At 40.3% G+C, this 23,969-nt stretch carries 20 protein-coding genes; 18 read left to right on the top strand and 2 right to left on the bottom strand.

Annotation, left to right across the window (positions count from 1 at the left end; translation table 11 throughout):
* Window positions 1-110: 110 nt before the first annotated feature.
* The 9 genes from BUR11_RS09655 to BUR11_RS09615 all read left to right on the top strand — a co-directional run bounded on the left by BUR11_RS09655 (window position 111) and on the right by BUR11_RS09615 (window position 13,593).
* Window positions 111-2,078, top strand: a complete 1,968-nt coding sequence (locus BUR11_RS09655) for an FG-GAP repeat domain-containing protein (RefSeq protein ID WP_074224610.1) — start codon at window positions 111-113, stop codon at window positions 2,076-2,078.
* Window positions 2,079-2,506: 428 nt separating this feature from the next.
* Window positions 2,507-3,112, top strand: coding sequence for a DUF6088 family protein (locus BUR11_RS09650; protein ID WP_143185908.1), 606 nt, complete (start codon window positions 2,507-2,509; stop codon window positions 3,110-3,112).
* Window positions 3,099-4,145, top strand: a complete 1,047-nt coding sequence (locus BUR11_RS09645) for a nucleotidyl transferase AbiEii/AbiGii toxin family protein (RefSeq protein ID WP_074224608.1) — start codon at window positions 3,099-3,101, stop codon at window positions 4,143-4,145. The genes BUR11_RS09650 and BUR11_RS09645 overlap by 14 nt, the downstream gene beginning before the upstream one ends.
* Window positions 4,146-4,858: 713 nt before the next feature.
* Window positions 4,859-6,199 (top strand): DUF3748 domain-containing protein, encoded by a 1,341-nt coding sequence (locus BUR11_RS09640; protein ID WP_159439216.1) that lies wholly within the window; start codon window positions 4,859-4,861, stop codon window positions 6,197-6,199.
* 34 nt (window positions 6,200-6,233) lie between these two features.
* The gene (locus tag BUR11_RS09635) at window positions 6,234-7,790 is read left to right on the top strand and encodes a family 43 glycosylhydrolase (RefSeq protein ID WP_074224607.1); all 1,557 of its coding nucleotides are present in this window, start codon (window positions 6,234-6,236) and stop codon (window positions 7,788-7,790) included.
* A gap of 154 nt (window positions 7,791-7,944) precedes the next feature.
* Complete coding sequence (locus BUR11_RS09630; RefSeq protein WP_074224606.1) at window positions 7,945-10,203, top strand: glycoside hydrolase family 20 protein; 2,259 nt, start codon at window positions 7,945-7,947, stop codon at window positions 10,201-10,203.
* Between the two features lie 307 nt (window positions 10,204-10,510).
* Window positions 10,511-12,298, top strand: coding sequence for a glycoside hydrolase family 9 protein (locus tag BUR11_RS09625; RefSeq protein WP_074224605.1), 1,788 nt, complete (start codon window positions 10,511-10,513; stop codon window positions 12,296-12,298).
* Window positions 12,291-13,025 carry a polysaccharide deacetylase family protein gene (locus BUR11_RS09620; RefSeq protein WP_074224604.1) on the top strand — a complete coding sequence of 245 codons (735 nt, stop codon included), beginning with the start codon at window positions 12,291-12,293 and terminating at the stop codon, window positions 13,023-13,025. The genes BUR11_RS09625 and BUR11_RS09620 overlap by 8 nt, the downstream gene beginning before the upstream one ends.
* A gap of 61 nt (window positions 13,026-13,086) precedes the next feature.
* The gene (locus BUR11_RS09615) at window positions 13,087-13,593 is read left to right on the top strand and encodes a PH domain-containing protein (protein WP_074224603.1); all 507 of its coding nucleotides are present in this window, start codon (window positions 13,087-13,089) and stop codon (window positions 13,591-13,593) included.
* A gap of 12 nt (window positions 13,594-13,605) precedes the next feature.
* Here BUR11_RS09615 and BUR11_RS09610 read toward each other — a convergent pair whose 3' ends face one another.
* On the bottom strand, window positions 13,606-14,421 hold the full coding sequence (locus BUR11_RS09610) for a PAS domain-containing protein (RefSeq protein ID WP_074224602.1): 816 nt from the start codon (window positions 14,419-14,421) through the stop codon (window positions 13,606-13,608).
* A 714-nt stretch (window positions 14,422-15,135) separates the two neighbouring features.
* Between BUR11_RS09610 and BUR11_RS20925 the strand changes: the two genes are divergently transcribed.
* Window positions 15,136-17,043, top strand: a complete 1,908-nt coding sequence (locus BUR11_RS20925) for an eCIS core domain-containing protein (RefSeq protein WP_084560912.1) — start codon at window positions 15,136-15,138, stop codon at window positions 17,041-17,043.
* 58 nt (window positions 17,044-17,101) lie between these two features.
* The gene (locus BUR11_RS09600) at window positions 17,102-18,460 is read left to right on the top strand and encodes an ATP-binding protein (protein ID WP_074224601.1); all 1,359 of its coding nucleotides are present in this window, start codon (window positions 17,102-17,104) and stop codon (window positions 18,458-18,460) included.
* Here the strand turns inward: BUR11_RS09600 and BUR11_RS09595 are convergent.
* Window positions 18,449-18,811: a hypothetical protein gene (locus tag BUR11_RS09595; RefSeq protein WP_074224600.1), complete on the bottom strand. Its 363-nt coding sequence runs from the start codon at window positions 18,809-18,811 to the stop codon at window positions 18,449-18,451. The two genes, BUR11_RS09600 and BUR11_RS09595, sit on opposite strands and share 12 nt — an antisense overlap.
* A gap of 161 nt (window positions 18,812-18,972) precedes the next feature.
* Between BUR11_RS09595 and BUR11_RS09590 the strand changes: the two genes are divergently transcribed.
* From BUR11_RS09590 to BUR11_RS09560, 7 genes are all read left to right on the top strand, one after another.
* Window positions 18,973-19,554 (top strand): DUF4255 domain-containing protein, encoded by a 582-nt coding sequence (locus tag BUR11_RS09590; protein WP_074224599.1) that lies wholly within the window; start codon window positions 18,973-18,975, stop codon window positions 19,552-19,554.
* Between the two features lie 133 nt (window positions 19,555-19,687).
* Window positions 19,688-20,548: a hypothetical protein gene (locus BUR11_RS09585; RefSeq protein WP_143185906.1), complete on the top strand. Its 861-nt coding sequence runs from the start codon at window positions 19,688-19,690 to the stop codon at window positions 20,546-20,548.
* A 30-nt stretch (window positions 20,549-20,578) separates the two neighbouring features.
* Window positions 20,579-22,165, top strand: a complete 1,587-nt coding sequence (locus tag BUR11_RS09580; RefSeq protein WP_074224597.1) for a phage tail sheath family protein — start codon at window positions 20,579-20,581, stop codon at window positions 22,163-22,165.
* Between the two features lie 40 nt (window positions 22,166-22,205).
* Window positions 22,206-22,661 carry a phage tail protein gene (locus tag BUR11_RS09575; protein WP_074224596.1) on the top strand — a complete coding sequence of 152 codons (456 nt, stop codon included), beginning with the start codon at window positions 22,206-22,208 and terminating at the stop codon, window positions 22,659-22,661.
* Between the two features lie 2 nt (window positions 22,662-22,663).
* Window positions 22,664-23,119 (top strand): phage tail protein, encoded by a 456-nt coding sequence (locus BUR11_RS09570; protein ID WP_074224595.1) that lies wholly within the window; start codon window positions 22,664-22,666, stop codon window positions 23,117-23,119.
* A 1-nt stretch (window position 23,120) separates the two neighbouring features.
* A complete protein-coding gene (locus BUR11_RS09565; protein WP_074224594.1) occupies window positions 23,121-23,303 on the top strand; it encodes a DUF5908 family protein in 183 nt (60 codons plus the stop codon).
* A gap of 1 nt (window position 23,304) precedes the next feature.
* On the top strand, window positions 23,305-23,967 hold the full coding sequence (locus tag BUR11_RS09560; RefSeq protein WP_074224593.1) for a CIS tube protein: 663 nt from the start codon (window positions 23,305-23,307) through the stop codon (window positions 23,965-23,967).
* Window positions 23,968-23,969 lie beyond the last annotated feature (2 nt).

Below are 23,969 nucleotides of genomic sequence, written 5' to 3'. Positions count from 1 at the left end.
GCTATTTCGTTTCATTCAAGCTACCTAACATGTCTTTAAAAGGGCCTATGCACCTTTGGGACATAGGCCTTACCTATTTTAGAATTCCCGTTGATCTCCTGTTTTGTCCTATGAAAAATACATTGTTTGTCTTAATTCTTTTGACCTTTTTTGGATTCGGAAACCGGTTGGTTTTTGCCCAAGAAAGTACTTTACTTGATAATGGTCAAAGTATTGATTTTGAAATTGTTAAATATAACAATCCAAAAACCACTTCCTTTTTGGGAGTGGGGCTGTGGGCCTGGCCCTTACCAATGGATTATGACGGAGATGGGGATATGGATATGCTGGTATCCTGTCCGGATAAACCCTTTAATGGCCTGTATTTTTTTGAGAACACTACGGGAGGATCATTCCCTGATTTTGCACCTCCGGTACGTTTGGGAGATGCCATCCGGAATGTGCAGGTATCCCATATAGAAGAGGGAATGAAAGTGAATGTGCCTGGAGCGGAATTGCTGGATTTCAAGATTCATATGGATGGAAAAAAGAGAGACCTATATGATGCTGATGAATTAAAAAAAGGGTTTGAAAAAGTCAGGTTTAATCAATGGAAGATGGTGGATTATGAAGGAGATGGTGATCTTGATGTAGTCGTAGGGATAGACGATTGGGCTGATTATGGTTGGGATAATGCATTTAACCAACAAGGAGAATGGACGAATGGCCCTTTGCATGGTTATGTGTTTTTATTGGAAAATGTGAATGGGGATTATGTAAACCGGGGTGAACTAAAAGCAGGCGGGAAAATCCTGGATGTGTATGGAGCCCCCTCTCCTAATTTTGCAGATTTTGATGGAGATGGAGACTTGGATTTGATTTGTGGTGAGTTTTTAGACCGGTTAAGTTATTTCGAGAATATCGGAAATAGGTCCAACCCCATCTATGCTGAAGGGAGATTTCTGGAGAACGCCACTGGTATAATCAACATGGATCTGGAAATGATTATTCCGGTTGCAGTGGACTGGGATCAAGACGGGTATGTGGATCTGGTAATTGGCGATGAGGATGGGAGAGTGGCTTTGGTCAGGAATACCGGTGTTACCCACCAAGGTTTGCCCCTGTTCGAATCTCCGGTTTACTTCCGACAGCAATCGGATAACCTCAAATTTGGTGCACTTGCCACCCCCGTCAGTGTGGATTGGGATCAGGATGGAGATGAAGATCTTATTACAGGAAATTCTGCAGGATATTTTGCCTTCATCGAAAACCTTGGAGGTGGGGAAAATCCAGTTTGGGCGGAGCCAGCCTTGTTGAAATCAAAAGGGGAGGCCATTCGAATCCAGGCAGGTTCCAATGGTTCTATTCAGGGGCCAGCAGAAGCTAAATGGGGGTATACCACGTTATCCGTAGCAGATTGGGATGGAGATGGCCATCCCGACATCCTGTTCAATTCGATTTGGGGCAGGGTAGAGTGGATTAGAAACACTGGCAATGACTTAGAGACTCCCAAGCCCGTTCTTGTGAAAAGAGGAAACGAGCCTGCTACCTATCCTGCATGGAATTGGTGGGAATCTGCACCGGATGAATTGGTCACGCAATGGAGAACCACTCCTTATGCGATGGATTGGAATCAGGATGGGGTGATGGATTTGATCATGTTGGACCATGAAGGGTATTTGGCATTTTTTGAGGGAGTGAAAACAAATGGGCAACAGGCTGTATTACCAGGAAAACGAATATTCTATGGTGAAAACGCATCAGTTTTCAGCAATCGAGATGTTCCAATGAATGAGGAAGGAGGTCTTTTGCAGCTGAATCATGCGGAAGATGGGGGAAGTGGAAGAAGGAAAATAAGTTTGGTGGATTGGGATCGGGATGGTGACATGGACTTATTGGTGAATAGTGTAAACGTGTCTCTTTTTGAAAATGTTGGCCAAACACCTGATAAGGTGGTTTTTAAACATCGAGGACCTTTGTCGGATAAAGTGCTGGCAGGTCATACTACCAGCCCCACATTTGTAGATTGGAACAAAGATGGGATCTGGGAACTGGTAGTAGGAGCTGAAGACGGACATTTTTACTACTTCAAGAGATAGTTTGGATTCGAATAGATTTATGACTTTTTTGCATTCAGCCTGTCTTTTTACTTTTATTTTTTTGCTGGGCTAACTTATTTTGATAATCTATATTCCGTTTTTAAGCTTTCTCTTTCTATTTTTTTTCTTTTAATAAAACTAAGTGAGAAAAATGCAAGAATTAGCAAACCATGTATTTCCGAAAATGATAGCTGCAAAGATTGCAATAAGGGATCCTGCTGGAGGATTTCTGGACTAGTTATTTGAGGGAAATTGAAAGAATGGCGGTCTTAATTATTATTGATATTCCTGGGATTTATATAATACAATCGGTCACAAATTTTGATAAGATTTGTGATATAATTTTGTAACAAAAAAGATGAATTTTTGTTACAATTCGTTTCTATTTTGTAACAAATATTTATTATATTTGTTACAAAATAAAAGTATTGAGTATCGAAAATCAAATATTAAAACGCATTGAGACCCTCCCTAAAGGAGAGCTGTTTCTGCCTGCTGATTTCAGTGATTTGGGTTCTTCTGAGGCAGTAAGGTTGTCTCTTTTTAGATTAGAAAAGGAAGGGGTAATCCTCAGGGTAGCACAAGGAATTTATGTTCGTCCAAAAGAGAGTGTTCTCATTGGAAAGTTGACGCCTACAGCCGAAGAAGTGGCAGAAGCCATTGCCAAAAGAGATCGGGTCAGAACCGTACCTACTGGGAGTTATGCTTTGAATGCTCTGGGTTTGAGTACCCAAGTCCCGATGAACATTGTCTTGCTTACGGATGGTTCACCCCGAGAACTCAGGGTAGGAAAGCGCTCCATTAAGTTTAAAAGAGCTACTCCCAAGAACTTATTGGCCAAGGGTAAAATCAGTCGCTTGGTGATCCAAGCATTGAAGGAAATCGGAAAGGATAGAATAACTGAAACAGACGAGCAAAAGATATTGGCTTTGCTACAAAAAGAGGATCAAAAAGACCTGAACCATGATATTGCTTTAGCACCTATATGGATTCAGAAGATCATGAAAAAGGCATTAGGCGATGGCAAAAATTGATTTCTATACCATAGACAAGGCAGAGAAAGAAGCCATTTTCAATGCTATTGCCAACGAAGAGGGGATGACACCATTTGCTGTAGAAAAAGACTGGTGGGTAAGCAGAACCTTGGAAATCATTTTTCAGATGTCAATTGCCCAACATTTGGTTTTTAAAGGAGGGACCTCATTAAGCAAAGCGTGGAAACTCATCAACAGATTTTCGGAGGATATTGATTTAGCTATCGACAAGGAGTTCTTTGAAGGCTTCAAAGGAGAAATTTCAAAGACTAAAATTACCAAACTTAGAAAAGAGGCAGGGGCCTACACGACCGGGATATTCTTTGAAGAACTACAAGAAAAATTTCATGAAAACGGATTATCTGGACTTGAATTTAAAGTAATAGAAGCGAAAGACAGTGATCAGGATCCAAGAGTCCTGGAAATCTATTATCCAAATATAATTCCATCAGATTCGGACTATATTTTACCAAGGGTACAAATAGAGATTAGCTGCCGTTCTCTTAGAGAACCATTCACTATTCAGACAATTGGTTCTATGGTTGATGAAGTGTATGCTGGTAAGGAATTCGCTAAACCGTTATTTAGAGTGCCTACAGCAATTCCAGAACGGACTTTTTTAGAGAAGTTATTTTTGTTGCATGAGGAATTTCACAGGCCGGTAGAAAAAAGAAGGGTGGAAAGGCTAAGTAGGCACATTTACGATGTGTTTCAATTGGCTAAAGCAGGAGTTGCAGCCAAAGCAATCAATGACAGAGAGTTGTATGAAACTATTGTTGCTCACCGCTTTAAATTTGCAAGAGTTGGGGATGTGGATTACAATTGTCACAATCCTAAAAAGCTTAACCCCATTCCACCTCCTGAGGTGATAAGAGAGTGGGAAAAAGATTATAGTAAAATGAAAGAGGATATGATCTATGATGGAGATAAGCCCTCCTTTCAGGAATTGATCAAAAATTTGGAAGAGATAAGAACCGAACTTCAATCATTGTACTGGGAATATAAACTTGACTTTCGTTCTCCCAATCACTAATAAAGCAAATGATTGACCAATAGATTTTTCAAGAAGTTTCTCCTCAACTATTCAAGATCCTTCGTGGGGGGATATAAATTGACCCTGAAGAGAATTTTGAGTTTTTGGTATCTACTTTTGAAGCAGAAGGAGGGAAAGTCTTTCGAACCGAAAAAGAACTGAATGAGTAATGGGATAAAGTTCAGGAGGACTTGAACTTCGAATGTGTGCTGATAGGGATCATTACAATGACTCGTAGGTATTCTATGTTATTAGGGGACAGAGTGATTTGGGTTTTCTTTTGGATTACAGTTTTACTCATGTATAACTGTGTACAAATTGAAATTGGTGTTGTATACACTTTTTGTCTCACTTTTTGATGACAATAATTCTTAGGTGAATACAAACCAAATTGATTCGAGAATAGGTGGTTTTAGGAATTTTGATTTCAATATTTACTAATAAGCAAAACATAATTGTGTAAAATATTATATTGTAGATTAAAAATATTGAATGTACTGGCTGTCTCTATTAAAAGAGTGATATGAAAAAGGCGCCAAATTATTATGATTTTGGTGCGTTGCAGTGAGTGATAAATGGAAACTGGCTTTATCTAAATTTGGGGTATGGACTTTTTTATAAAGAATAACCTATGCAGGTTTTTGCGGCTTCTATCAAAGTTTACCCTTGCCCTGGTACTTTTGTGTGCTAGTTGTCATCGAAAAAATAAAAATGTGGACTTAGATCAGGTATTCACCCATCCCATGGTGCTCCATGAAATTCAAATGACGGAAGGGCCAACAGGTCATTTTTTAAATCAAAGACAGGCATTTTCCCCGAATGATCAATTGTTGGTGTTTGACAATAGAAATGAGGATTCCAAAATAGGAGAGAATGCTTCCATTGAACTTTTGGACTTGTCCACGAAAAAAGTAAGCAGGGTTTACACCATTGAAAATCAACAAAATTTTGGGCCCGGGGCAGGAGCAGTGAGCTTTCACCCCAAAGAAAACAAGATTGTTTTTATTCATGGTTTATGGAATGCTTCGGAAAAAAAGCCGTATTCAATTACGAGGCGTTTTGGCATGCAGCTTGATTTGGATGATGATTTGAAAGCCAATCCACTGGATGCACGTGATGTTCAGGAACCTTTTACTTTGGGAGCCTTAAGAGGTGGATCCCATGCCTACTCCTATAGCTCCGATGGCCAAATGGTCAGCTTTACCTACAACGACGAAGTAGTGGACCTAGCGGCTCAGGAAAACCCAAAAATAGTCGATTTAAGAACTGTGGGAGCAATTTTGACCAAAGATCCAGTTTCAATTCATGGAAGCATCAATCCTGAAAATTTCAATGGAAGTGGCTTTGCCATCTTATTGGCGGAGGTTACCGCAACTCCTGAAAAAGGGACCGATCAAATAAGTAAAGCCTACGAAGAATGCTGGGTAGGAAAATCGGGTTACCAAAGGCAAGATGGAACCGTTCAAACAAGAGCTTTGGCCTATTTGGGAGATGTAGTGCTGGCAAATGGTGAGAAAGCGACCGAAGTCTTTATTTCTGACATACCTGAGGAACTTGAACAATTGAAAACTAGGGTTACCACTGGGACTAAGACGAGCCTTCCTGCTATTCCTGAGGGGGTGAAACAAAGGAGGTTGACCTATACTTCTACACATGCCTATCCGGGAGTTCAAGGACCGAGGCAATGGTTAAGAAGTTCACCAGATGGCAGTAACATCTATTTTTACAAAAAAGATGAAAAGGGACTGGTTCAAATCTATTCGGTTTCACCTGCAAATGGTACCATCGTTCAGGTCACCCATAATGATTTTTCCGCGGACACCTCCTTTGATTTAAGTTTTGATGGGAAGTATTTGGCTTATGGGGTAAAGGAATCCATTTACTTGACCAAAGTAGAGGATGGAAAGACCATCCAGATCGTGGCTGCTCCAAGAGGCAGCTCCCATGGACTTTGCAATATCAATTGGGCAAATACTTCTTATCAATTGGCTTATAATCGAAAAGTGATCAGTCCAGAAGGTCCGTATTTTCAGATTTTCACAGTATCTTTTTGAATTAATTTCACTACCTACAAACCTATTTTAAATCATGCGATTGCTTTCATTTTTTGCCTTGGTTTTACTGCTGGCATCATGTAAAACCAAGCTTGATCAGACTAATGAGCCCTCCCAAACAGCAGTTTTTCAGACCCAGGTGATTCCGGGGGAGTTGCCGGATCCTTCTGTGATCGAGGTGGACGGTACCTTTTATGCAACAGGCTCTTCCAATGATTGGGGGCCATTGTATCCCATTTACGAATCTTCTGATCTCAGGAACTGGAGATTCGTGAATTACGTGTTCAAGGAGATTCCTGAATGGACCAGTTCCAGTTTTTGGGCTCCCGAATTATTTTATCGGGATGGGAAATTTTACTGTTATTATACTGCTAAAAGAAAAGATGGGGTATCGGTGATCGGTGTTGCCAGTACCGAGGATATTTCTTCTGGGTTTGAGGATCATGGACAGTTGCTGGAGTGGGGAAATGAGTCCATAGATGCATTTGTGTTTCAGGAAGGAAATGAACTGTATGTGAGCTGGAAAGCCTATGGATTAAACCCGGATAAGCCGATTCAATTGTTGGGTGCAGCCCTATCAGAAGACGGCCTGCAGTTGAAAGGAGAAGTATTTGAAATGCTGACTGCTGAGTCAGGGAACTGGGAAAAAGGTGGCATTGAAGGACAATCTATTGTTGAAAAGGATGGTTACCTCTACCTATTGTATTCTGGCAATGCCTGCTGTGGCGCTTCATGCGATTACATGGTAGGTGTGGCCAGGGCAAAAAGCTTTCAAGGTCCATGGGAAAAATATCCTGGAAACCCCATATTAACGGGAAATCAAAACTGGAAGTGCCCTGGGCATGGGACTGCGATTCAAACCGGGGATGATTGGTATTACCTATACCATGCTTATCCTACAGCAGGTTTTCCCTATTTGGGGAGGGCTGCGGTCCTCAGTCAATTTTTTTGGAATGAAGCAGAGGCATGGCCCTATTTTAAAGTGAATGACCAAAGCTCCCAGCCTTCCCACCTTAAAAAGGATTTCAAGGATGAGTTTAATTCAGAAAAACTAGGGGCTGTCTGGAGGTATGATATCCCCAATTACGAGCAGGAAGTGAGTACGGATTCGGGGAAACTGGTAATGGTTGACAAAAACAGGGATCCTTCCAACCCATCAGGGGCTTTTATTGGCGTAAATCCAGAAGCAGCAGACTTTACCATGGAAGCAGCAGTCTTGGCGAATTCAGATGCATTAAGCGGAATTGCGTTGTATGCTACCAAGCAGAACAGTGTAGGGTTGGGCGTGGAAAATGGGGAGCTGGTCTTGTGGAAAGTGAAGGACGGAAGCTTGGAGATTTTACATGAAAGAAATTTGGGCCAAGAAGATAGAGTGAGGCTAAGAGCGACCGTGGAGCAAGGTTACCGCCTGAATTTTGAATACAGCCTAGATGGGAAAGCCTGGAGTCCGGTTACCAATGATCAAAACGGGGCAAGTCAGGTAGAGGGAGATCATTTGGATTTTTGGTCTTGGGGCATCAAAGCTGGATTATTTGTGAGAGGGGAAGAAAATAGTAAGGGTGAATTTGAAAATTTTAAATTGACCTACTGAATGCGCTAACCTACCGAGAATGAATCATCTATCCATTTTGTTGAATAGGCTGAATACTTGTTGAAGTAGATGAGCTGGCAAGGAGGTTTTTGAAGGAAGGGATTTATTTTTAATTCCCCTATTATCTTTGGCGTTTCACATTAGCTTACTCGTTTTGAAACACCTGTTATACTTCCTTGGGATCTGCCTTCTTTTTTCTTGTTCACGGCCTGCCAGGGAACAGGTATCCATTATACCTGCCCCTGCCCATCTCCACCTAGCCGGAGGGGAATTTGTGTTGGATGCTGAAACCCAGTTGATCGTTTCCGAAGCAGATGGGTTCCAACATGAAATTGATTTTTTCCAATCGTACATCTCAGAACAATTAGGGGAGGAGCTTTCCTTTTCAGAGGGGAGAACTAGTCTGGAAATTTTAAAGTCCAATGAAATTGAAGGGGAAGAATCCTATGCGCTTTCTATCCAGGAACATAAAATCACCTTAAAAGCCAGTCATAACAAAGGTGTTTTTTACGGGTTGGTCTCTTTGATCCAGTTAATTCCACCTTCCAATTCCTCAAAGGAGATCAGGCTTCCTGTTTTGGAGATCAGCGATCAGCCAACTTATGAGTGGAGGGGAATGCATTTGGACGTTTCCAGGCACTTCTTTTCCATGGATTATTTAAAAAGGTATGTGGATCTATTGGCCTTGTATAAACTCAACAAACTCCACTTACACCTGACCGATGACCAAGGTTGGAGAATTGAAATCAAGAAATACCCCCAATTGACAGAACAGGGAGCTTGGAGGACCTTCAATGATCAAGATTCAATTTGCATAGATAAATCCATGGAAGATCCTAGGTTTGCCCTGGACCCTAACCACATCCAAGTCATCGATGATCAACTTCATTACGGGGGGTATTATACACAGGAGGAATTGAAGGATTTGGTGGCCTATGCCGGTACCAGGCATGTGGAAATTATTCCTGAAATAGATATGCCCGGTCATATGATGGCTGCAATTTCGGTATTTCCGGAGTTGGCCTGTAATGGGGAGGCAGCATGGGGCGAGGTGTTTTCCACGCCACTTTGTCCTGTAAACGAGGAAGTCTATACGTTTGTGGAAAATGTTTTGACAGAGGTAAGTGAAATTTTTCCATCCAAATATATTCATATCGGTGCAGACGAAGTGGAGAAATCCACCTGGGAAGAATCTGCAGCATGCAATGAATTCATGCTAGAAAATGGGATCGAAGATGTGGACATGCTTCAAAGCTATTTTGTAAAGCGCGTAACCAACTTTCTCCAAGCAAGAGGGAAAGAAGTCGTTGTTTGGGATGATGCCTTGGCTGGGGGAATTGATGCGAGTCTGAATGTGATGTATTGGAGAAATTGGGTGGCTGAAGTCCCTGACAACGTAGTAAAGAATGGGAATGATTTGATTTTAACCCCCGGAGATCCTTTTTACTTTTCGAGTCCCAATTCCAAACTGTTTGACATCTACAATAAGAAGCTCTTAGGAGCTAAATTTCCAGAGGAGCTATCCCATCAGATCAAAGGTCTGCAAGCAAGTCTGTGGACGGAAACCATTCCTTCCGAGGACTTGGCTGATGCGATGTTATTCCCCAATGTATTGGCGCTTGCCGAAAGAGCCTGGTCTCCCGCTTCCATTCAGGATTGGGATTCCTTTAAAAGAAGACTGCCCAGCCAATTGGATCGACTGGAGTACATGGGGGTGAACTATGAGTATAAGCAAAGTAATGCCTTGATTCCCTTTATGAATGTGGACCTTGAAAATAAAAGGATCGGTGTTTCATTTGAAACGGACTTGAATGATCCAATCATCTATTATACCACCGATGGCAGTATGCCAAGCGCTGCTTCGAACCGGTATGAGGGGGAGTTTTTTGTCAATGGAAGTGCTTCCATTGTGGCAGCAGTATTTGAGGAGGGGAAGGCCAAAGAGCCGATTTTGCGAAAGCAGGTGGATTATCATCTAGCCATAGGCAAACCTGTAGTTTATCATAAGGCCTGGAACCCATCTTATCCGGCAGGAGATGCTGGAAGCCTCACCAATGGATTGAGGGGAGGAGACTCTTACAATGACGGTTTTTGGCAGGGATTTACCAATGACCTGGATGTCGTGGTAGACCTGGAAGAAGTCCATGACCTGTCTTCTTTCTCCGCCACTTTTATGCAAGTAATAGGACCGGGCGTGTTCCTTCCTGGCTCGGTAGAAGTTTCCATTTCTGGGGATGGGGAAACCTATGAAAAAGTGTTGACGTTGAATCATCCCATTTCCCCTGAAGAAAAAGGCTTGATTTTCCATCATTTTGATGGCTCACTGGAAGGGAAAAGAGCCAGGTATGTTCAAGTGGTTGCAAAAAACACCCAGTCCGGATTTATGTTTGTGGATGAGTTAGTCATCCAATAAACTATTCAATCAGGGATTTTCAAGAGGGGATCATGTCGGTCCCTTTTTTAGTCTGTCTGGTTTGGTGAGACTATGTACCATGCTGTTTGGATTCGTGATCATCCAGGAAACGTTCTCCCGAAATGAAATTGATCATGCTTAAATGCTGCAATAGGATGGTTTGGTGGGATTCGGTTCCCCCAAAAATTAAATGATGTTAATTCTAAAGGTATTTTAGTTAGAATCTCTTTTTTATGAGTAATGAATGAAGTATTTTCTCAGCTAGATCTATTTTTAAAACACCCTTGGTCCACTTCATTTGTTCCCTATGAATTTCAAAAATCTCCCTATTGTTCTGGTTGTCCTTGTTTTTATACTACGTTCCACGGAACTGATGGCTGCCCCGGATGTGGAATTTCGAGTCAACCTACAAGGGTATCTTTCAGATATGCCTAAAACAGCATTGCTGCTGAGCAAAGTCGATCTAGGGACAATAGAAGTATATTTAAAAACGTCTGCCGGTCAAACAAAAGAACGATTGGAACTTCAAAAAAAGGGCAATCCATGGAGTCCTTTTTCCTTCTATTATGAAGTTGATTTTTCTGGGTTTATGGAGGAAGGAGAGTTCTATTTGGAGTTGCCGGAATTGACTGTCAAAAGTGAGCATTTTCGGATAGGGGCTTATCCTGCCTGGCAAGAGGAGGTCGTCTCATTCATCAGGACACAAAGATGCGGGTTTAATCCCTTTACCGAAGAGTACTGTCATCAGGAAGATGGATTGAGTTTTTTCGGGATATGGTCTGATTCCACCAGAATGGATGCGACAGGAGGTTGGCACGATGCCGGAGATCAGCTGAAATATTTGATCACCAGCAGTAATACCACTGCCAGACTCTTGATGACTTATCAAATGAGGCCTGAGCGGTTTATGGATGAAGTAAATGAGCAAGGTCTTCCGATGAAGAATGAGCTTCCTGATATTTTGGATGAAGCCAAGTGGGGCTTGGAATGGATCCTGAAATTACATCCTGGACCCAGTGAATTATACCATCAAGTGGCTGATGACCGAGACCATAGAGGCTTTAAGCTACCTCATGAGGACAATGCAGATTATGGATGGGGGTCCAATCGTTTTAGGCCCGTCTATTTTGCAACTGGCAAACCACAAGGACTTTCTCAATACAAAAGCGAAGCCACAGGTATTGGGAACCTTGCGGGTAGGTCAGCTGCCACCCTCGCCTTGGGATATCAAGTATTCATTAGTTTTCCTGAGTTTCATGAATTTGCCGAGAAATGCTTGAAGGCAGCCGTAGAACTTTACCAAACGGGGAAGAAACAAGAAGGCTTTCAGCAGGGGAATAGTTTTAGTGCCCCCTATCGGTATGAGGAAAACACCTGGGCGGATGACATGGAGTGGGGGGCTGCAGAGTTGTTTAAAATTTCAAAAGAGAAAGAATATTTGGAGGATGCCAGAAGATATGCATCCATTATCAAAGAATGGTCCTGGATGGAACGTGATTCTGCCAGCCATTACGAAATGTATCCGTTCTTAAACATGGGGCATTACGCACTTTGGCAAATCGGGAAAGAAGAAGACAAAAAGCAGATGGTGGCCTACTTCGAACAAAACCTGGAGCAGGTAAAAAAACGAGCAGATCAGAATCCCTATGGTGTGGGGCATTTATTTATTTGGTGTTCCAATAACCTGGCAGCGGCAGTAGCTACCCAAGCCATGTTGTACGAAGAAATGACTGGTTCAACCAAATACCGACCTCTTTTGGTCAATCATGTCAACTGGTTGCTGGGATTAAACCCATGGAGTTCCAGCATGATTACCGGGCTTCCGGAACATGCGGATTCCCCCTTGGATGTGCATATGCCCTTTTGGAGATTGTTGGATACCTCCATTGCAGGAAGCCTGGTAGATGGCCCCATCTGGTCAAGTATTCATGAGAATATGTTGGGAATTGAACTTTCAGAACCGGATGAATATGCGCATTTGCAGCCGGATCATATTAAATACATGGATGATTGGATGGATTATAGCACCAATGAACCTACCCTGGATGGATCCGCAGAGCTGCTAATGATTCTTACTTATTTGAATCATGAATAAAGTCTGGGGGCTCTTACTGTGTTTTAGTTGCAGTGTTTCTTTTGTTCAAGGACAAGTAACCTATGATGCCTATGGAGCTTTGACCAGATCAGACCAAAAGGAGAAAAACATTTACCTGATTTTCTCCGGGCATGATTACCAGGAAGGTTTTGAGCATGTTCTTTCGGTTCTAACAAAATATGAAATAAAAGGATCCTTCTTTTTTACGGGAGAATTTGTACGGTCTAATCAGGAACTGGTGAAAAAGATAGCGAAAGGGGGGCATTACCTGGGAGCCCATTCTGATCAACACTTATTGTACTGTGATTGGGGAAACCGAGATAGCTTATTAGTGGATGAACAGTTGATCAGGCAGGACATCATGGATAATTTGAAGGAGTTGGGGAATCTGGGAGTCCATCCTGATATATTCTTGCCTCCCTACGAATGGTACAATAAGAAAGTCGTGGAGATTGCGAAAGGGTTGGGGCAGCTTACCATTAATTTCAGCGCAGGGACAAGGTCAAATGCTGATTATACCAGTCCTGACATGGACAATTATGTCGATTCATCTACGATTCTTGAAAGTGTTTACGAGTATGAATCGAAGGCTGGGTTGAACGGATTTCATTTGTTAATTCACCCAGGTACGGACCCCAAAAGGGAGGATAAATTCTACCTGCAATTGGAAGGATTAATTAATGGACTCGAGGGTAAAGGATATAAGTTTGCAAAACTATCCAGGTAACTAAAATGGGTTTAGAAAACCTGGCATCTTGAAACATCTCAACCGAAAAAAAACGTAAACAATGAAATTTAAAGCATCTTTAGATACGCTTGCCAAAGGCATTACAGTGTTTATTATTTTACTTTTCATTTATTTGGGGCAGCGCAGTTTCCTCATCATTATGGATTCAGAAACTGATACCACAAGCTTTTATCTCCATGTATTTATACTCGTGTTTTTAATTCTAGTGCTGTTCGGCACCTGGGTTTTTTCACCTCAGGGTTATGAGATTGGTGATGGAACACTTACCATCAAAAGGATTATTGGAAATGTCCACATACGCCTTCCTGAAATCATCGAAGTGAAAGAGCTTTCAAAGGAAGAGACCAGAGGTACTATTAGGACTTTCGGAGTAGGGGGATTATTTGGCTATTTTGGAAGGTTTTATATTCCTAAACTAGGGAGGGTGATTTTATTTGCTACCCAAAGAAAGAATAAAGTACTCATTAAAAAGAAGGACGAGACGCAGATAATCATCACACCGGATAACCTTCAATTCACCCAGTATTTAAATCAAAAAATAAGCTGATTCAGAGAGATATCAAACCTCATTCATTTTTAGGTTGATTTCCTTCAATGCCTGGTCCAACTCTACACTGGATAATTTTAAATTGTAGAGCAACTCTTTTTTTTCAACAGGGTCTAACTCGTGATTCTGGATCAGATCAGTGATTCCCATAATTCTTGCTAGAGGAGCCCGGACCACATGGGAATGTTCAAAAGCGATATCTTTCAATTTCTTGTTTTGAGATTCAAGCCTGTTTAAGAATTTGACCTGATCGGTGATGTTTTGAAAGGTGGTAATATAACTGACGGATTTAATCCGCTCATTTACGACTTTCATTCCGTATGCTTTAAGAATAATAATCTCTCCATTTTTACATAAAATCCGCTTGGTAAAAGTGAATCCTTCATTTCCTTTTGATTTGGAAATTAACTTCAGTTCTTCTAGGTCTATTTCCTTCCATTCGACAGGAGAAAAGTGGATTATATGTTTTCCTTCTATTTCCGATGCTTTGTATCCCGTGATTTTGCGGATATTCTCACTGATATAGGTGACATATCCCATTTCATCCAGTTTTAAAATCCCCAGATTGGGATTGGTGAAAAGTAACTCAAGTTCCTGTTTCCTTTGATTGACTTGACTGTACAATCGATAAATCAGGATAAACAGCAAAAGGCTGGTGACGATGACAAAGAAAATTCCTTTTGCCAATTGATACCTGGACATTTCCCTAATATCATTGCTGACTAAATATTCCGCAGCCTTGTCACTAAAGAAAATCCAGCATATACCTACTATTAAATAGATAAGTGAAATAGTCCAAGGTTTATTTATAGTAGAAGATTTTGACATAGCCCTTACCTGGCAAGGAAGTAATTTTCGCTTAAAGATATTTGAATAAACTTTGTTATGAACCCACTTTAGAATAAAATAATTATTCTTTCATTTTCTACCAGTGAAAAATTGGGTTGTCAGAAGGAGCGTGTGGCTTTCCGAAAAGTCAGCCATTTAAAATACGAAGGGTAATGATCAACTATCAATTTGTTATGGTGAAAAGATTGGGATTTGCAGAAGCGCAGTTTTTCAATTCGATCAAACCTTACGGGGAAGGCATAAAAAGTAGAAAAAATCTACCCTGAGAAGGAAGTAAACCCTACTACTTTTTATAGATGGAAACAGCGATGGAGCAGGAAATGGAAAATCGATATCGTGTTATGGAAGCTAGTAAAGTCAAGAAAACTGAACGCATTAAAATGAAGATTTTTATGCTTTTCAACCGTTAAGCAGGACAAAAGTGAATACGGAAAACGGCTCAAGACCGGTTGGTCCAAACTAACCGCTCGACTTGGTCTTGAACGCTTTGGAGTATTCACTTTCCTTCGCTAATCGGATGAAAACTCAACTTTTGACAAGCCCAATGTTCGGGGGAGGAGATAACGTTTTTAGAACTAGGGGTTTCTGCGACAATTGATTTTAAAACTTATTTGTCTAATTTAGGATGAGTGATCTTTTATATACTCCCTTCATTGGGGTTGGTTTTTTTTCTAAAATTTTTCGATTGGATGTATGAGTAAGCAAGCATTATTTTCAAAGGACAAGCCAAGAACAGCAAATATTTCCCCCCAAAAATCTCCGGCGGGTTTAAAATCCCAGGTAGATAACAGGCCGGAATCTCAGACTCAAAGGAAAGTGAAAGACATGGCTAATGCTCATTCGTTGCCACCTTCCTTTAACCCAACTGACCATGCTTCAATGGATACAGGAGGGAACCATGTGATCCAACAAAAGAAAAACAATACAGGTTTACCGGATCATTTGAAATCTGGAATTGAAAGCCTGTCAGGAATATCCATGGATGATGTACAGGTCCATCGGAATTCAGATAAACCCAAACAGCTTCAGGCACATGCTTATGCACAGGGTACGGATATCCATTTAGCACCCGGTCAAGAACAACATTTGCCACATGAAGCCTGGCATGTGGTGCAGCAAAAGCAGGGAAGAGTCAAGCCAACCATGCAGTTAAAAGATTCGGTTCCTATCAATGATGATGCAGGACTGGAAAAGGAAGCGGATAAAATGGGGGCTCAGGCTTTAGAGGCAAAGTTTGAGAATACCAGTTCCATTCAATTGAAAGCGGTATCCCATGTGACCCAATTGGTCAATGATGCAGGATTGCGTCCCCAAACAGACGAACGAATTGACCAATTGAAGGATGAAACAGTAGAGATTCTAAAAGTTTTAAGCGCATTGGGTAATGATTGGGAGCAAAAATATGGCAAGATCGCGAAGGAAAAAGCTTCAGGGAAGGCAGAAAGTTTGTTGAAAGGAGAGGAAACCGATTATCCTGCTGAGATTCGAAAAGCGGCTTTAAAAGAGTTGTGGTCAAGAATGTCCACGGAAGAAAAATTGGAGATGGCGCAAGAAGCTGCCAGGCTAGGAAGTAATGCACTCGGTTCTGTCTTAAGCAGTGGTTGGGAATTGGCAAAGGAATTAGCTTTTAATTCAGAGGGTGAACCTAGCCAAGAGGAAGAAGTTGTCAGTTCAAAAAGTAGATCCAGGCAAAAAGAAAAAGCCAAAGCAAGACCAAAACCGAAGCCAAGTAAAGAAGAAGCTGAAAAGAGCCAAGGAAGTTCCGGGTTTCTACTAAACTTGACTACCGATGACATCAACACACTTTATGAGCTATATAAGATTAGAAAGGAAGCTTTAAGTGAAATAGCCAAAGCAAAGCAGCAGATCGTGGATACTTCGGGGGATATAGGAGAGGTGTTAGGAGCAAATGTGGGTAAACTGAGAGATGAGTATGACTTTGGTAAACGGATGAATAGTCAAAAACAAGCATTTTTGGTCGCAAGAAAGAAATTAGATTTTCTAAAAGAGGCCATCAATGAAAATGCAGACATGGCTCGATACAAGGATGAAATAGAGGCATTGGAATATGCATTAAACAGTATTAATGGTCCTCGATCAGTTTATATTTTTGATTTGAATGAGGAGGCGAAACAAGGGTTCCCCCAGAAATGTAGCATGGCCATAGATTACATTAAAATCAGTAAACCTTTGATTCGAGATCAAACCATTTCAGAGGGACTTAGCTCAATAGGAAAGGCCTTGTCATCTGTTGTCGAAGGAAGAGGTAAAAAGGAAGAGAAAATTGGGGCAGCGAAGGGTCAACTGGTCAATACGCTTGAAGGAGCGCTGGGGAAATCCTGGAGTAATTTTACTTCTTGGGGCTGGACCCCTACAGGGATTAAAAAGATGAGTAAAGAGTTAAAAAGTGCGGATTCCACTGATGCTAAATTGAGGGTAGCCATTTCTATTGCAAAAGATGCTTCAGGTAAAGAAAGTAGTAACCGTTATCCTGAAACTCAGTTTTTTTATGAGACCTTGGCTAAAGTAGACCTGAATAATGAGAATAGTCTGTTAATTGCCTCCTCAGTCCTCTCTCAAATCGGAGGGAAACTGGGGTGATTTTCCAATAGCATGATGAGAAAAAGCATTAGGAACTATAGAACAATTGATTTTTAGAATGGATAATTTGATTTCTGAGGCAAATGCAACCTGTTTGGAAAGTGAACTGGAGTGGTTTCAAAAGCTTTGGTTACTCCGGGGAAAAATCACTTTTGAACTGTCGGAACAGGAATCGGCATTAGACCAACTTGCGATTCCTTCATACCCGCCGGAATCTAGCAATTATGCGAAATTGATTGCGGAAAATGAGATGACCATGGAGGAACGGTTGGTGTTGTTGCTTGCATTGATACCTCATATCAAACCCGCCCAATTAGATATTCTTCAGATAAAAAATCAAAATTTTGATTTGCCCTTCACCGAATTTGGTGGAGTCAAAGGCGAAAAACATCGTGGCATATTACCTACCGGTGAAACAATCATGTTTTTATTGGCAGGTACTGGTTTAAACAAAAGGTTCCGTCTTCAATCCATGTTCGAAAAAGATCACTTTTTTTTTCGGAAAAACATCCTGTTCATAGATTCTCCTAATCCTGGGGAACCCTTTTTAAGCGGCACGTTGAGGATTTCCAAAGAATACCTCACCTACTTAACCACGGGAGGCACCTATACCCCGAATTTTGACCAGGAGTTTCCAGCCTGTAAGGTGGAAACAGAACAGGAATGGTCAGATTTAATTGTCAATGAATCTGTGATGGAAGGCGTGATAGAAATTAAAAATTGGTTGGAACATGGGTATAAACTGAAAAGTGCTTTCGATTTTGGAAGAAGAATAAAGCCAGGTTTTAAAGTGCTTTTTACAGGACCTCCGGGAACAGGTAAAACGCTCACAGCAAGCTTACTCGGTAAATCCTGTCAAATGGATGTTTATAGAGTGGATTTGTCCATGGTAGTGTCCAAATATATAGGAGAAACTGAAAAAAATCTTTCCAAAGTATTTGATCTAGCGGAGAACAAAAACTGGATTTTATTTTTTGATGAAGCGGACTCCTTATTTGGGAAAAGAAGTCAAACTTCCGATTCACATGATCGATATGCCAATCAGGAAGTTTCATTTTTATTGCAAAGAATAGAGGATTACAGAGGATTGGTAATTCTTTGTACCAATTTCAAAAATAACATAGATGAGGCTTTTTTTAGGAGATTTCAATTGGTGTTGGATTTTGAACTTCCAGACTTTTCCCAGCGACTTCATCTATGGAATACGGCATTAGGGAATGAATTTGAATACGAACCTGCCATCGATTTAGATAGAGTCGCCGAGAAATACGAGCTTTCTGCTGCGTCCATCATCAACGTACTTCATTTTTGTTTGCTAAAATGTATGGCCAGGAAAAGTAGCGTGATTCTGCAACATGATTTAAAAAATGGAATCAAAATCGAAAAAATCAAAGAAGGTAAAAGTTTAATCGCGTGATTCCTTTGATTTAGTTTTTTCAGAAAAATATTCTACGATAATATCATCCTCCTCTTTTCTGTTTTTTTGTTTCAGGTTTTCTATCAAAATATATAAGGATTTGATCTCTTTTTCCTTTTCTAAAATATCATCGGTTTTTTCTGTCAATTGGATCTTTAAATTTTCTGTTTGCAATAAATATTCTCGCCCATGTGATTTCTCTTGATCTAATGCATGTTTGAATTCAAATAACTCTTGGTCTCTTTTTAATAATTGCTGTGCTAAAAACTCATTCTTTTTTGAATAGTATCTCCAAATAAAAAATAAAACCAAAAGCAAAATTATTATTATAAAAATCAATAAATAATACATGATGGTATATATGCAGATTTAAGTATTTTGAGGAATATATAAATATGAAATTCTTTTGTGAGAAATCCTTGTATTATACCTTCTTTGTTTATAATATAACAGGATAGAACCCATGGTACAGCATTTTTGGATGGGTATTTTTCGTTTTAAATTTTAGGTTAATGATCGACACGGTGATGGTTCATGTTAGGGATCTTATCAATCAGAATTTTAAGAATCAGCATGGATTTTCTGAAAATAAGGTAGTTATCTCTAATTTGGTTGATCTGGATGGAAGTTCTCCTTTAGAAGTGGATGATAAAGTCGTGATGTTTCTGCTCAATTTAGGGGAAGAGCCTTCCCTGAAAAACCACTCCTCTCGATTAGGAGCTTTTGACGGGGCTGGATTTCAAAGTAAATCCCCCATATTATACCTCCATCTACACGTCGTTTTCTGTGCAAATTTTAGAAACAAAAAATACATAGAGGGATTAAACTACCTCTCCCAGATAGTTAGCTTTTTTAATAAAAACAGGATAATTGATACCAGTAGTTTTGGAGCAGGGGTTTCAAAAAAAATAGAAAAAATAAGCTTTGAACTTTGTTCATTGAGCTTTGATAGCATGAGCCATATTTGGTCTTCCATAGGGGCCAAGATATTGCCTTCTTCCATTTATAAAATCAGTTTAATAGCAATTGATGATTCGCCAATGACCGGTTTTGTACCAGCAGTAAGTACTACAGGGGAAAATTCAAGAGAATGATACTATAATGAATGAGATTTTTTCCCATATAGCCTCCGTTACGTTTTTTCATAGCTATTTCCCCTCCTCTGGATTTACTGGGTTTGAACTATCCTATTCAAATAGGACGGCGAAAATTTTAACTAATTATTCCATGCTATTGAAGAACAGCCCTGCAGGATTTCATCTGCTCTGTTCAGATTTGGAAGTCCTAAAAAATGAAAGAACAAACCTGAATTTTCACCTCAGCATCAAAGACTCTAAATTTCTAAATTATACAGATTTAGATCGTTTTAGATTAGGTCATGAGGTGTTGTTCTTATCTAATATTTTGGATAAGCCCAATCAAGAGACACTTCAAATAGGCGAGAAAGTAACATCCGAAGATATTTTTCCCATCGTTGATTTTCCCAAACTTAAAAATCAGTTAGCGGGCTTCTCTGGTAAGATCACCCTATTGGATTCCTTTAAAAATGTGGTTTTTGAGTTTGAGGATGTGGATCGTATTCCCGAGGATTTAGAAGAAGGATTTTATGAGTTTAAATCCAATGGGAAAGCAATTTCATGCTACTATTTGAATGAAGGAAGCTTTCGGGTACCACATATCATCGTTTCTCTGAACCTTGGCCTGATTTATCAGGATTTCGTCACCAATGGGACGAAGGAATTTCATGCGGATTTTCAACGAAGATCCACGGTATGGAGGTATATCCTGGCTGAGAAGTTTTATGAGAAGTTCGCCGATTTAACCATTCTTGACCTCAATTCGAAAGAACTTTTATTTTCTAAATCGGAAGTGCAGGTTTCCCCAACGCTTAAATTTTCGTGCTTGCAGTCAGATATACCCATTCCACTAAGCAGTGAAGAGGAATACAGATTTCAACTCTTAGATCAATATAATCCAGAAAAAAAAACAGGGAAAATTGTGACTAAAACGTTGCCAAAAGCGAATGCCGACATGATTTATCCGGACCCTTCCAAAGAGGGGATTCTTTACTCTCACATTTTTATATAATCAATTTTAAATTTTAACTATTTCTATTTTATGGCACAAAATCTAATGACTCCCGGAGTCTACATTGTTGAAAAAAATGCTTTTCCTGGCTCAGTGGTCGAGGTAGCAACTGCTATCCCGGCATTTATTGGATATACGGAAAAGGCATCGAGAAACGGAAAATCTCTTGTGAATGAGCCCACAAGAATTACATCTTATGCAGATTATTTAGAGCTTTTTGGTGGTGGTTTTAGTCCTAAATTCACATTAGAAGATCCTAAACCAGGTGATAGAAATCTTTTTTCATTGAGTGATGGAGATAAAACGATCACTTACAAAGATGACAACCTTTTTTACCTCTATAATAGCCTCAGGTTATTTTATTCCAATGGTGGAGGTACCTGTTACATCGTTTCCGTAGGCACTTATGGCGGAAAAGAAGGCTTGAAAATCGACAAAGATCAATTATTGGGTACTTCAAAAGGTGAAGATGGCAAACTGATCGAAGGAGGTTTGGCTAAGTTGGTCAAGGAACAAGAGCCTACCATGATTGTGATTCCTGACGCAGTAGCACTTGGAGCTGATGCCTACGAGATCTATAAGCAAGCGATGGCCCATTGTTCCAAAATGCAAAACCGATTTGCGATTTTGGATTTATTTGACGGCTATAACAAACGTGAGATGGATGTGGATAATGTGAATTTCTTCAGAGAGAATATTGGCTCAGAGAATTTGAGTTATTCTGCATCCTACTATCCCTGGTTAAATACCAATGTGGTACAAAAACCCGAAGTTTCTTTCAAGAATTTTGACGATTCAGTAGATCTTTCAGCGATCCTTCCTGAGGAAAAGGCAAAGAATTTGGTTTCTACTTTTCCTAAAACAGATGATGAATTTTTGGCAAAGCTTAAAGCAGATAAGCCGGATATATCCGATGAAGATGCTGCAGCAGCCTTGCCGCAATATAAATCCAATAAAGAAACGAATTTACACCTTGGACTGATGGCAACCAGTCCGACTTATTCAGCATTATTGGATGAGTTGAGAGCCATTATGAATTTACTTCCGACTGCTGGTGCCATTGCTGGTATTTATACCATGGTAGACAATAGCAGAGGTGTTTGGAAGGCTCCTGCAAACGTGAGTTTGAATAATGTGGTGAAGCCTGCAGTGAACATCACGCATGACCAACAACAGGATCTGAATGTCAATGCGGTATCAGGAAAATCCATCAATGCGATCAGAACTTTCCCTGGAGTAGGAACCCTGGTTTGGGGAGGTAGAACCTTGGATGGAAACAGTTTAGACTGGAGATACATCAATGTTCGAAGAACGATTATCATGTTGGAGCAATCCATCAAGTTGGCATTAAGAGGCTATGTTTTCGAGCCGAATGATGCGAATACTTGGGTGACCGTAAAAAGTATGATTTCCAACTTTTTGAATGAAAAATGGAAACAAGGTGCATTGGCAGGATCCTCTCCTGAAGATGCTTTTGATGTTCAAATAGGATTAGGTACCACCATGACTGCCCTGGATATTCTGGAAGGTAGAATGTTGATTTCCGTGAAACTGGCGATTGTCAGACCAGCAGAATTTATCGTGGTGACCTTCGAGCAGCAAATGCAAAAATCCTAATTCAATTTTAACAAACTTAATTCTTTAAATAGTACTAATTATGGCAGGTGAAAAACAAGATAATGTATGGCCATTACCGAAATTTTATTTTACGGTAGATTGGGGAAGTAGCAATACGAATATGTCTTTCCAAGAGGTAAGCGGATTGGAAATCGAGACACAACCTATAGAGTATAGACATGGTAACAGCCCGATTTTTTCAACGATCAACATGCCGGGAATCGTTAAGAACAATAAAGTGACCATGAAGAAAGGAGTCTTTGTGAAAGACAACAACTTCTGGGACTGGTATAATCAAATCAAGATGAATACCATCGAAAGACAGACTGTGGTGATCAAGCTTTTGGATGAGTCAGGAAATCCAACCATGGTTTGGACTTTGAATAATGCTTGGCCGACAAAAATCAGTTCTACAGATATGAAATCTGACGGGAATGAAGTAGCCATAGAAACCATTGAAATATCACACGAAGGCTTGGTGATTGCAAATAGTTAACAATGGACTACGGTTTTTTTCAAGATGGGTATGCTCCACCCACTGCTTTTCACTTTAGCGTCAAATTTTTAAAATATGGCGATATGGAAAGCAGTTTTCAGGAGGTTTCCGGTCTTAAAGTTTCTGTCAAAGTAACGGAGAAAAAAGAGGGAGGAGATAATGAATATGTTCATTATCTCCCCAACCCTCCCGTGTTTCAGGATTTGGTACTGAAAAGGTGCCTTTTGCCGAATGAGGAACTTACGAATTGGTGTAGAGATGCCTTGGAGAAATTCAAGTTTGAACCCTTGAATTTACAAATCATCCTTTTGGGCCCAAACCGTGAAAGTATGGCGTCCTGGACAGTCGAGAAAGCGTTTCCTATTTCCTGGGAGTTATCTCCATTAAACAGTACGAAGAATGAGCTCGCCATTGAGACGTTGACATTAAAGTATACCAAATTCACAAAAGATTCTTGATATGACTCTGATTATTAAACAATTGACTATCAAAGGAGAGGTGTTGAATGAGGAGGCCCTTGAACCTACCTCCCCAATTTCTGAGAGTCGGTTAGAACAAACCATGGAAGAGATGAAAAAGGAAATTAAAGAGGAATGTCTCGAAAAAATGAATGAGGCCCTTGAAAATTATTTGATGCGTTGAAATGGATACAGGTAAACTTACCAAAATGAAATTGGTGGCTTATAAAGAGCCTGATTTTTCCGGTCAGATAGGGGAGTATGAAGTGTTGGTCAATCCTGAAAAGTACAAGGATAAATCAGAAATTAAGTATTCTACCGTTTTGTCACCCATTGGTTCTTCCTATGAATCAACCAAATTCCGTGGGGCAGGTCCAAAAGTTTTTACGATGGATTTCTTTTTTGATGGGACGGGAATCCTCAACTCCGAAAAGGTAGACCTTCAGATCCAAAATTTAAAGGATCTGATTTATACCTATAACGGGGATATTCATGAGCCCAATTACATCAAGATATTTTGGGGGACCCAATTCTTGTTTCAAGGAAGATTACAATCATGGGAGCCCAACTATACCATGATGGATACAGATGGAACGCCCCTGAGAGCAGAAGTGAAGTGCGGGTTTATCTATTCCATTACAGCGAAGAAAAAGGCTTTATTGGAGAATAAGAATTCAGCGGATTTGACCCATGTTCGGGAAGTGAAATCCGGGGATCACTTACCTGCTATGTGCTATAAGATTTATGGTGACAGCAAATATTATATTCAAGTGGCCAAGTTCAATGGCATCAGCAACTTTAGGGACATCCTTCCTGGAGATCAAATAATTTTTCCACCAATCGTGTAAAC

This window comes from Algoriphagus halophilus (assembly GCF_900129785.1).
GTDB lineage: Bacteria > Bacteroidota > Bacteroidia > Cytophagales > Cyclobacteriaceae > Algoriphagus > Algoriphagus halophilus.
The sequence above is the reverse complement of the archived record's forward strand: the minus strand, read 5'-3'. Positions and strand labels throughout refer to the sequence as shown.

What these genes read in the sequence shown, in the direction of transcription:
- BUR11_RS09610 (WP_074224602.1), bottom strand. Translation starts at nt 14,421, where the DNA reads ATGTCAAAATCTTCTACTATAAATAAACCTTGGACTATTTCACTTATC.
- BUR11_RS09625 (WP_074224605.1), top strand. Translation starts at nt 10,511, where the DNA reads ATGAATTTCAAAAATCTCCCTATTGTTCTGGTTGTCCTTGTTTTTATA.
- BUR11_RS09565 (WP_074224594.1), top strand. Translation starts at nt 23,121, where the DNA reads ATGACTCTGATTATTAAACAATTGACTATCAAAGGAGAGGTGTTGAAT.
- BUR11_RS09560 (WP_074224593.1), top strand. Translation starts at nt 23,305, where the DNA reads ATGGATACAGGTAAACTTACCAAAATGAAATTGGTGGCTTATAAAGAG.
- BUR11_RS09620 (WP_074224604.1), top strand. Translation starts at nt 12,291, where the DNA reads ATGAATAAAGTCTGGGGGCTCTTACTGTGTTTTAGTTGCAGTGTTTCT.
- BUR11_RS09575 (WP_074224596.1), top strand. Translation starts at nt 22,206, where the DNA reads ATGGCAGGTGAAAAACAAGATAATGTATGGCCATTACCGAAATTTTAT.
- BUR11_RS09635 (WP_074224607.1), top strand. Translation starts at nt 6,234, where the DNA reads ATGCGATTGCTTTCATTTTTTGCCTTGGTTTTACTGCTGGCATCATGT.
- BUR11_RS20925 (WP_084560912.1), top strand. Translation starts at nt 15,136, where the DNA reads ATGAGTAAGCAAGCATTATTTTCAAAGGACAAGCCAAGAACAGCAAAT.
- BUR11_RS09655 (WP_074224610.1), top strand. Translation starts at nt 111, where the DNA reads ATGAAAAATACATTGTTTGTCTTAATTCTTTTGACCTTTTTTGGATTC.
- BUR11_RS09580 (WP_074224597.1), top strand. Translation starts at nt 20,579, where the DNA reads ATGGCACAAAATCTAATGACTCCCGGAGTCTACATTGTTGAAAAAAAT.
- BUR11_RS09615 (WP_074224603.1), top strand. Translation starts at nt 13,087, where the DNA reads ATGAAATTTAAAGCATCTTTAGATACGCTTGCCAAAGGCATTACAGTG.
- BUR11_RS09645 (WP_074224608.1), top strand. Translation starts at nt 3,099, where the DNA reads ATGGCAAAAATTGATTTCTATACCATAGACAAGGCAGAGAAAGAAGCC.
- BUR11_RS09590 (WP_074224599.1), top strand. Translation starts at nt 18,973, where the DNA reads ATGATCGACACGGTGATGGTTCATGTTAGGGATCTTATCAATCAGAAT.
- BUR11_RS09570 (WP_074224595.1), top strand. Translation starts at nt 22,664, where the DNA reads ATGGACTACGGTTTTTTTCAAGATGGGTATGCTCCACCCACTGCTTTT.
- BUR11_RS09600 (WP_074224601.1), top strand. Translation starts at nt 17,102, where the DNA reads ATGGATAATTTGATTTCTGAGGCAAATGCAACCTGTTTGGAAAGTGAA.
- BUR11_RS09595 (WP_074224600.1), bottom strand. Translation starts at nt 18,811, where the DNA reads ATGTATTATTTATTGATTTTTATAATAATAATTTTGCTTTTGGTTTTA.
- BUR11_RS09585 (WP_143185906.1), top strand. Translation starts at nt 19,688, where the DNA reads ATGCTATTGAAGAACAGCCCTGCAGGATTTCATCTGCTCTGTTCAGAT.